The organism is Mucilaginibacter sp. P4_E8 (assembly GCF_056401495.1).
On sequence record NZ_JBFUJG010000174.1, the window covers coordinates 1 to 9,051 of the forward strand.

Annotated in this window: 12 protein-coding genes; 7 read left to right on the forward strand and 5 right to left on the reverse strand. The window is 39.7% G+C overall.

Annotated elements, in window-relative coordinates; genetic code table 11:
* Window positions 1-233, reverse strand: a 233-nt coding sequence (locus AC1DRQ_RS27620; RefSeq protein ID WP_477428750.1) for an iron-sulfur cluster assembly scaffold protein, incomplete at its 3' end; no start/stop codon positions are given.
* A 126-nt stretch (window positions 234-359) separates the two neighbouring features.
* Window positions 360-1,571 carry an IscS subfamily cysteine desulfurase gene (locus AC1DRQ_RS27625; RefSeq protein ID WP_477428752.1) on the reverse strand — a complete coding sequence of 404 codons (1,212 nt, stop codon included), beginning with the start codon at window positions 1,569-1,571 and terminating at the stop codon, window positions 360-362.
* 106 nt (window positions 1,572-1,677) lie between these two features.
* On the opposite strand from AC1DRQ_RS27625, the gene mce reads away from it, so the two are divergent.
* The 6 genes from mce to prmA all read left to right on the forward strand — a co-directional run bounded on the left by mce (window position 1,678) and on the right by prmA (window position 6,113).
* The gene (gene mce / locus AC1DRQ_RS27630) at window positions 1,678-2,085 is read left to right on the forward strand and encodes a methylmalonyl-CoA epimerase (protein ID WP_477428754.1); all 408 of its coding nucleotides are present in this window, start codon (window positions 1,678-1,680) and stop codon (window positions 2,083-2,085) included.
* Window positions 2,086-2,197: 112 nt separating this feature from the next.
* Window positions 2,198-2,446, forward strand: a complete 249-nt coding sequence (locus tag AC1DRQ_RS27635) for a type B 50S ribosomal protein L31 (protein WP_429396900.1) — start codon at window positions 2,198-2,200, stop codon at window positions 2,444-2,446.
* 65 nt (window positions 2,447-2,511) lie between these two features.
* On the forward strand, window positions 2,512-3,696 hold the full coding sequence (locus AC1DRQ_RS27640) for a putative sugar nucleotidyl transferase (RefSeq protein ID WP_477428756.1): 1,185 nt from the start codon (window positions 2,512-2,514) through the stop codon (window positions 3,694-3,696).
* 94 nt (window positions 3,697-3,790) lie between these two features.
* A complete protein-coding gene (gene tpiA, locus AC1DRQ_RS27645) occupies window positions 3,791-4,555 on the forward strand; it encodes a triose-phosphate isomerase (protein ID WP_477428758.1) in 765 nt (254 codons plus the stop codon).
* A 123-nt stretch (window positions 4,556-4,678) separates the two neighbouring features.
* Window positions 4,679-5,149, forward strand: a complete 471-nt coding sequence (locus AC1DRQ_RS27650; protein WP_477428760.1) for a hypothetical protein — start codon at window positions 4,679-4,681, stop codon at window positions 5,147-5,149.
* A 127-nt stretch (window positions 5,150-5,276) separates the two neighbouring features.
* On the forward strand, window positions 5,277-6,113 hold the full coding sequence (gene prmA / locus AC1DRQ_RS27655; protein WP_477428762.1) for a 50S ribosomal protein L11 methyltransferase: 837 nt from the start codon (window positions 5,277-5,279) through the stop codon (window positions 6,111-6,113).
* Window positions 6,114-6,238: 125 nt separating this feature from the next.
* Here prmA and AC1DRQ_RS27660 read toward each other — a convergent pair whose 3' ends face one another.
* Complete coding sequence (locus tag AC1DRQ_RS27660) at window positions 6,239-6,892, reverse strand: NAD(P)-dependent oxidoreductase (RefSeq protein WP_477428764.1); 654 nt, start codon at window positions 6,890-6,892, stop codon at window positions 6,239-6,241.
* A gap of 51 nt (window positions 6,893-6,943) precedes the next feature.
* Window positions 6,944-7,351, reverse strand: a complete 408-nt coding sequence (locus tag AC1DRQ_RS27665; RefSeq protein ID WP_477428766.1) for an Rrf2 family transcriptional regulator — start codon at window positions 7,349-7,351, stop codon at window positions 6,944-6,946.
* A 307-nt stretch (window positions 7,352-7,658) separates the two neighbouring features.
* On the opposite strand from AC1DRQ_RS27665, the gene AC1DRQ_RS27670 reads away from it, so the two are divergent.
* Window positions 7,659-8,000, forward strand: a complete 342-nt coding sequence (locus AC1DRQ_RS27670) for a helix-turn-helix domain-containing protein (protein WP_076378169.1) — start codon at window positions 7,659-7,661, stop codon at window positions 7,998-8,000.
* 25 nt (window positions 8,001-8,025) lie between these two features.
* On the opposite strand, the gene AC1DRQ_RS27675 is transcribed toward AC1DRQ_RS27670, so the two are convergent.
* Window positions 8,026-9,051, reverse strand: a 1,026-nt coding sequence (locus AC1DRQ_RS27675; RefSeq protein ID WP_477428769.1) for a GNAT family N-acetyltransferase, incomplete at its 5' end; no start/stop codon positions are given.

Sequence of the window (9,051 nt, forward strand, 5' to 3'; positions counted from 1 at the left end):
TTTAACCACTCGGTAGCCAATGATGAAGAAGCGATTGCTGAACCGCATCCAAAAGTTTTAAATTTTGCATCGGTGATAACATTGTTATCATCAACCTGAATTTGTAAACGCATTACGTCGCCGCACTCAGGTGCACCTACCAAACCGGTACCAACTTTGTGGCTGCTTTTATCCAAAGTGCCTACATTGCGGGGATTAGTATAGTGGTCAATTACTTTATCTGAATATGCCATTTTTAAAGTTATTAGTCTTAAGTTATAAGTTCTGAGTCTCGAAAACAATCTAAACTCTAATTTTAAATTCTAAATAAATTTTGTGTCAGATCCGAAATCTAAATTTCGAAATCCAACATCAAAAAATTAATGTTCTGCCCACTCAATGGAGTTAAGGTCAATGCCTTCTTTAAACATTTCCCAAAGCGGTGATAGTTCGCGTAAATGGGTAACCGATTGCTTGGTTACTTTTATAGCGTAATCAACCTCTTCTTCGGTAGTGAACCTGCCTAAACCAAAACGGATAGACGAGTGTGCCAGATCGTCTGACAAGCCTAAGCTTTTCAGTACGTATGATGGCTCTAATGAAGCTGAAGTACAGGCCGAACCTGATGATACAGCCAGATCTTTCATCGCCATCATTAAACCTTCGCCTTCAACATATTTAAATGATATGTTAGCTACATGTGGCAAGCGGTGTTCAACATTACCGTTTACATAGCTTTCTTCCAGCACAGTTAATTCTGATTGTAATTTATCACGTAAAACAGATAAGCGTTTTGCTTCGCTTTCCATTTCTAAACCACAAAGTTCGCAGGCTTTACCTAAGCCAACAATACCCGGTACGTTCAATGTACCTGAACGCATACCGCGTTCGTGGCCACCACCGTCCATTTGAGCGGTTACTTTTACCCTTGGTCCTTTACGCCTAACGTATAATGCGCCAACGCCTTTAGGGCCATATATTTTGTGTGCCGATAATGCCAGCAGATCAATACCATCGGCATTTACGTCAACCGGTATTTTACCAACCGCCTGTACAGCATCTGTCATAAACAAAGCACCATATTTGTGCGCAATGGCAGATATTTCTCTGATGGGCTGTATAACACCAATTTCATTATTACCATACATAACCGATACTAAAATAGTGTCAGTGGTCATTGCTTGTTCTAAAACAGCAAGATCAACCAAACCGTCTTCTTTAACCGGAAGATAAGTAACCTTGCCTCCCAGTTTTTCTACGTGTTTACAGGCATCAAGCACTGCTTTATGCTCTGTAACCGTGGTGATGATGTGGTTACCTTTATCTTTATACATTTCAAATACACCCTTAATGGCAAGGTTATCTGACTCAGTGGCACCTGATGTAAAAATGATCTCCTTATCAGATGCGCCTATTAATTTGGCTACCTGCTCACGTGCATAATCAACACCCTCTTCGGCCACCCATCCAAAAGGATGGTTACGGCTGGCGGCATTACCAAATTTTTCGTTAAAATAAGGTAACATAGCCTCAAGTACCCGTGGATCCATGGGTGTTGTTGCATTATTATCTAAATAAATTGGGATGTTCATATTCTAAAATGTATTAATAAAACAAAGATACGCAAGTTTTTATTTAAAATCGTTCAAAACAAAGCGTAAATTATCAAAGCTGACTATTAATTTACAATATTTGGACATGAATAAAGTAGAGCATATAGGTATTGCCGTAAGCAGCATAAAAATTGCCGGTGATATATATGAAAAACTATTAAATACCACCATCTACAAAACCGAACTGGTAGAACAGGAGGGTGTGGAGACCGCTTTTTTACAAACCGGCCCCAATAAAATTGAATTGCTGCAAGCGCTGAATGATGATAGCCCTATTGCCAAATTTATAGCTAAAAAGGGGGAGGGGATACATCATATTGCTTTTGATGTAGATGATATTGAAGCCGAAATGCAGCGTTTAAAGCAGGCAGGATTTGTGTTGCTAAGCGATAAACCCAAGCCCGGTGCCGATAATAAATTAGTGTGCTTTGTGCACCCCAAAAGCGCCAATGGGGTTTTGATTGAGCTGTGCCAAAGCATGAATAAGGGCTGATTTTATGATATTTACGTGGTGGAAAACTTTTTACTTTTGATTTTTTACTTTTGACTTTTTTTATTACATTTGCGCCTCTTTTAGAAGGAATAGAAGAAAAAGTTTATATATAATGAAAAAAGATCTGCATCCATCAAACTATAGATTAGTTGTTTTTAAAGATATGTCAAATGACTATTCTTTCATGACTAAATCATGCATCGATACACGTGAAACCATTAAATGGGAAGACGGTAACGAGTATCCATTGATCAAATTAGAAATTTCGCATACATCGCATCCTTTTTACACCGGTAAAATGAAACTGGTTGATACTGCAGGTCGTATCGATAAATTCCGTACACGTTACAACAAGAAATAATTGCTTGTTTAATTAAATATTTATAAGTCTCGGTTGTACAGCCGGGACTTTTTTTATTTTTGCGCATGGCTATTATCCTTTTTGACGATAACGCACACCAAACACTGCTTCCGCTTACTTATACCCGGCCCGTAGCCGATTTGCGCATAGGTATACTTACTATAGCCGAAAAGTGGACTAAATATTTAAACAAGGATCATTCTTTTCATACCCTTGATTACTTACAAGCCAAGTTCCCCGTAAAAATTGAAGCAGATAACTTATTCATAAACGGAGCAGTTTGTCCTGACGAAAGCCTGCTGGAGGCTATTGATAAATTGCAAAGCGGCCAGGCGCTTAAATATAATAACCAATTATTGGCCGTAAGATTAAACCAAACCGATGCAGGCAATTTTGACACACAGGCCAACTTTAGCAGCGTTATTAACTATCCCGGCTTGTTTGTATCCTTACTTTACCCGGAGGATATTTTCAGGAACAACGATACGGAGTTGCGTAAGGACTTTGCTTTACTTACCAAAGGCCGTATAAGCGCGGCTATAAGCTCAACCAATGCCATTATAGGTAGTGATTTTTTTGCGGAAGAAGGCGCTGTAGCCGAATGTTCGACATTTAACACTACCAACGGGCCAATATATTTAGCCGGCAATACCGAAATTTGGGAAGGTACCCACATCCGCGGAGCCTTTGCCATTTGCGAGCATTCACAGGTGAAAATGGGAGCTAAAATATACGGAGCCACTACTATTGGCCCATACTCGCGTGTTGGTGGCGAAATAAACAACGCGGTGATCTGGGGCTATTCATCCAAAGGGCATGAGGGCTATTTGGGCAATTCTGTACTGGGCGAGTGGTGCAATATAGGTGCCGACTCGAATAACTCCAATCTTAAAAATAATTATTCGAATGTTAGGCTGTGGGATTATAGCACCCAGTGTTTCCGTAATACAGGCTTACAGTTTTGCGGCCTGATCATGGCCGATCATGCCAAATGCGGTATCAATACCATGTTCAATACCGGTACAGTGGTGGGGGTAAGCGCCAATGTTTTTGGTTCGGGCTTCCCGCGTCATTTTGTGCCCGATTTTGCATGGGGCGGCGCGCAGGGTTTTGAAGTATATGCGATCAATAAAATGTTTGAAACCGCCGAAAAGGTTTTTGACCGTCGCGACCACCGTGTATTTGGTGAAACAGAACAAAACTTACTGCTAAAAATATTTGAATTAACTGAGGAGTATAGAAGATTTTAGTGAGTAGTTATTGATTGATTGTGTGAATGGTTAAAGCGCACTCARTCAACAAACAACCACTCACTACATTAACGTAATTACTAAAATAAAAATCATGAGAAAAAAAATTGTTGCCGGAAACTGGAAAATGAACCTTGATTATAATGAAGGTTTGGGTGTATTTTCTGAGATCATCAATATGGTAAAAGATGAGGCAACCGGAACACAGGAAGTAGTTGTTTGCAGTCCTTTTATACACATCCATAGCCTGGTGCAAATGGCAAAAGGTTATCATAAAGTTGCAGTAGGTRCACAAAACGCCCACCAGGCCGAATCAGGCGCATACACAGGCGAAACATCTGCAAAAATGATTAAATCTGTTGGAGCTGCTTACGTGATCATTGGCCACTCAGAGCGTCGCCAGTATTTTGGCGAAAACAATGAATTGCTGGCAAAAAAAACCGATACCGTTTTAAAGCATGATCTGCACCCAATTTTTTGCATTGGCGAAACCCTGCAGGAGCGCGAAGCCAATCAGCATTTTGATGTGATAAGAACGCAGCTTGTTGAAGGTGTTTTTCATTTAGATGCCCCCCAGTTTGCAAAGTTGGTTTTAGCTTATGAGCCGGTTTGGGCCATAGGTACAGGTGTAACTGCATCATCGGCCCAGGCACAGGAAATACATGAGTTTATCCGTAAAGAAATAGCTGCAAAATACAACCAGGAGGTTGCAGATAATACCACCATTTTATATGGCGGCAGCTGCAATCCTAAAAACGCGGCCGAATTATTTGCCCAGCCAGATATTGATGGCGGACTAATTGGCGGCGCTTCCCTTAAATCGCGCGATTTTGTTGATATTATAAAAGCATTTAATTAGTTAGATTTGAGATGTGAGATTTGAGATAAAACATCACATTGCTTAGAATTACAAACAGAAACAGTTATACGCTGTTAAGTTTAAAAAAACTCAAATCTCACATCTCAATACTCATATCTAACCATGAGGAAGCTATTAAAGGTTCTGTTACCGGTTTTAATTGATTTTGGCATCTTCGGGATAGTGGTTAAGTATAATACGCCTGATCATCCCATGAAGCTGATAGAGATTGGTAATGGTGACCTGTACAGTTTAATGGCCTACTTTCATCTTTTTTGGCTTTTATTGCTTGCTGTGGGAATTTTAACCCAATACCTGATCATTGTACCTTTATGGGATAATAAAGCCGTAAAAAGCCTAAAAGCCCGCGTAATTATAGGGATATGCATTGCGGTTATTTGCATAGCATTTGCTGGAGCTATCAGTTATATTATATGGGACCCCACCGAAGGCCGGGAACCTTTACTCAGCTTTTGGTGGTACCTTTCTGAAATACAGCTTGTTTATTGGGTAGTTACCTTTATCATATTGTACCTGATGGATAGGCATAAATTTGTAAAAGCCACACCTCAAGAACTTGAAAGCGCAGAATAATTGCTGTATAATTAAAGTCATGCCGAACAAGTTCGGCATCCCACATGCACATTACAGCATGCAGATTAACCATCCTGAGAAATCCTGAAACAAGTTCAGGATGACTTTATTAGTTATCTATTTTATAATGAACTATTACGAACTACTTTTTACTACCATCACTACCGAAGATTACCAGCAGGACCTGCTGATCAACGCTTTGGGCGAGATTGGTTTTGATACTTTTGAAGAACTGGAATTTGGCTTTAAAGCATATATCCCTACTGATGATTTTGATGAGGAAAAACTGAAGGAACAATTATTGCCTTACCGGGAGATGTTCACTTTTAGTTATGAGGTAACGCTTATTCCGCAAAAAAACTGGAACGAGGTATGGGAAAGTAATTTTGAACCGATTGAGATAAGTGATAAAATATATGTAAGGGCAACTTTTCACCCAGCCAAACCAGAGTTTCCTTATGAAATAGTGATCGACCCTAAAATGGCCTTTGGCACCGGGCATCATCAAACCACATCCATGATGCTGCAGCTGATGCTGGAAAATAATTTTGAAGGCAAAAAAGTATTGGATATGGGCTGCGGTACAGGTATTTTAGCCATTATGGCGGCCAAATTGAATGCTGCCGAAATTACCGCCATTGATTATGATCCGATATGTTTTGATAGCACCATTGAAAACTCGGCGCTTAACCATATTGAAAACATCATACCGCTATGCGGCTCAAAAGAGGTGATCCCGGATGAACAGTATGATGTTATACTGGCCAATATTAACCGCAACATCCTGCTCGACCAAATGGAGCGTTATGCCGAAGTGCTGAAACCCGATGGAGAGATTTATTTCAGCGGTTTTTATGAATCGCCCGATCTTGATATTATTACTGATGCCGCTCGTACCTATGGCCTAAAGTACATTATTCATAAGAAGACTAATGAGTGGGTGGCGGCTAAATTTATAAAATAAATTGTCTGAACCGAGATTAAGCGGATTAACGGATTATCATGATTTTTGGATTATTATAACGTTTGTTAGTTGAAAATTTCAATCCCAAAAATCCTTTAATCCGCTTAATCCCGGTTCAGACAAAATTAATAACCCACTGTAAACCTTCTCTTGATAAACTGGTTGTTCTCCAGTTCATCGATGATGGCTACTGCCAGGTCTTCAATAAGAATAAAGTTCTCGCCTTTTTCATTAAACACAGGCTGGTCTGTACCTAAGCGGAATTTTCCGGTACGTTTGCCATGGGCATCGGGGTGCATATTAATGGCAGGGCTTAAAAAAGTCCAGTCCAGTTCTTCTTCTTTCTTTAAAATGTTCAGATAATCGCGGGCAGCAGTAGCACCGGGTTTATAAGCCGCTGGAAAATCAGGCGAATCTACCAGTTGAACGCCAGGGGCAATCTCTAAACTACCAGCACCGCCAATAACCAACAGGCGTTTAACACCCGCTTGTTTAACCGCTTTTTGGATAGCTTCAGAACCTGCTATAAAATCGGCATAAATATTAGGGTTTGTCCAGCCGGAGTTATAAGCGCTTACTACGGCATCGTGGCCGGCAAGTATACCCGCTAAATGGTCAACATCAAATACGTCGGCAGCTTTAACTGTGAGTTTATCGTTGGAAATATCCAGTTTTTCAGGGTTACGTGCAATGGCGGTTACTTCATGACCGCGTTGCAATGCTTCGTTTAAAATGGTTTTGCCCACATTTCCGGTGGCGCCTATCAGTGCAATTTTCATAATTTATTTGTTTAATGTAATTAAATTTGTTACAGTTTTTAGTAAAATTTTTTATTTGAATTTCTGGCTAAAATCAGCCAGGGTAATGGTGCTTAGTTTATTAATAATGGCTGCATCCACCTCATCGGCCATGGCATTAAGATGCTGGTTGATCTGCCTGCCAACGGGACATTGCGGGTTGGGCATATTTTTGGCCTGGCCCAAAGCCGGGCGATGCTTAACCGCTTTATATACATCGCTGAAAATTATTTTTTGCGGGGGCAAACCCAGCGAATAGCCACCTGCCTTTCCTTCTTTACTGTTAATTAAACCGTAATTGCGCAGGTTACGAATCTCTTTACGTACCAGTACCGGATTAATATTAATGCTGCCCGCAATGTACTCAGATGATAAAAGTTCACCGGGCGCATGGTCAAGCAGTGTAAGTATGTGGATAGCTATTTGAAATTGCCCGTTCATCTGTAATTAAAAATGTTACAGTACAAATATGAATTTAAATTTTTATTTTACAAATTCTTTTAATTTAGCAGGGTTTTAAATTACGTTTTGATGATAAACAGGCTGATTTAATTGTGAGTTAATGCGTTAGGGTAGTGGCAATTAAAAGAGGTATTTTTCGGACTAACGGCTATACAAACGCAAATTGTTTTCCTTATGTTCAATTTTAAATAAAAAATTATGCAAATTAGTTGATAATTAGCGTAATAATAAATAATATTGCAAAGTAATTAACTTTCGCGAAACCTAAATACTATTATTAAATCACATGAAAACACTTGGAAAAAAAATCAGATTATTACGTCATCAAAAAGGGTGGAGCCAGGAGGATGTTGCAAAACGATTAGATATTTCTATTCCCGCTTTTTCGAAAATCGAAACAGGGATAACAGATATTAATTTATCGAGACTTGAGCAAATAGCAACTTTGTTCGAAATGTCAGTAGTACAGCTGCTAACATTTAATGATGCTGAGCAGGACCAGAAATTTGTTAATGAATTAGAAACTGTTAACAAACGCCTTATGGACCGTGAAACRGAAGTAATTGATCTGCAAAAAAAGGTAATTGAATTATTTGAAGAGCTAAGGCACTCAAAAGCAACTGCATAAATTTGGGGCCCGGCTTAAACCGGGCTTATTTAAAAACATAGCGCATTGTTAAATGCTTTTTCCCGAAGGTGGCCCCTACAGCACTATGTATAGCAATCATTTTCTCATTAAAATCTCCAACCCAGGATAGTTCAAGTTCATCATATTGCTTTAAAGGTAAAACATATTCCTTAAGCTTTATAAATATGGCCGATTCGAGCCCGTGCTTCTGAAATTTTTGCTTGGTTCCCATTACTATCGCCCTCATTCTTGATACGCCTTTCCACCGGTAATACAAAAATTTAAGTTTCCCTATCAGGTTAAGCTTTCCGTTGAGGGGTTTTAACATTTGGTTGGCATCCGGTAATATGATAATGAACGATGCCGGCTCCTGATCGATATAGGCAAACCAGATGAGTTTTTCGTCCATCAGGGGTTTCATTTTTTCAAAGCTTTCGGCAATGGTGGCATGGGTTATGGGCACAAAGTTTTCAAAATCGCGCCAGGCGTCGTTATAGATCTCTATAAAATCGGCTGCGAACTTTTCCATCTCCTTTATCCTGAAATGTTTAAACTCATAGCCCGGTTTTTTAATTACCCAGTTGGCAATTTTGGTGAACCGCTCAGAAAATGGCTTGTGTACATCCAGGTGATTGGTGATCTGCTCATACAGGGTTTTGAAACCATACTCCTCAAAGAAAGCTTTGTAATAAGGCGGATTATAATTCATGCCGTAGGAGGGATGGGTAAAACCCTCAACCAGTAAGCCCCAAAAGTTATCATTTTCGCCGAAATTTATGGGGCCATCCATGGCTTGCATACCATTATCCTGAAGCCATTTTTTTGCAGTGTTAAACAACAGGAAAGCGGCCTCTTTATTATTAATACATTCAAAAAAGCCCATGCCGCCGGTTGGCTGCTCATAATGATAAGCTTTTTTATTGTTGATAAATGCCGCAACCCGGCCAATCAACTGGTTGTTATCATCAGTAAGTATCCAGCGGGTGCATTTACCATCCTGATGAAAATTATTTTTAGCCGGATCAAATACTGCTTCCACATCATTATCAAG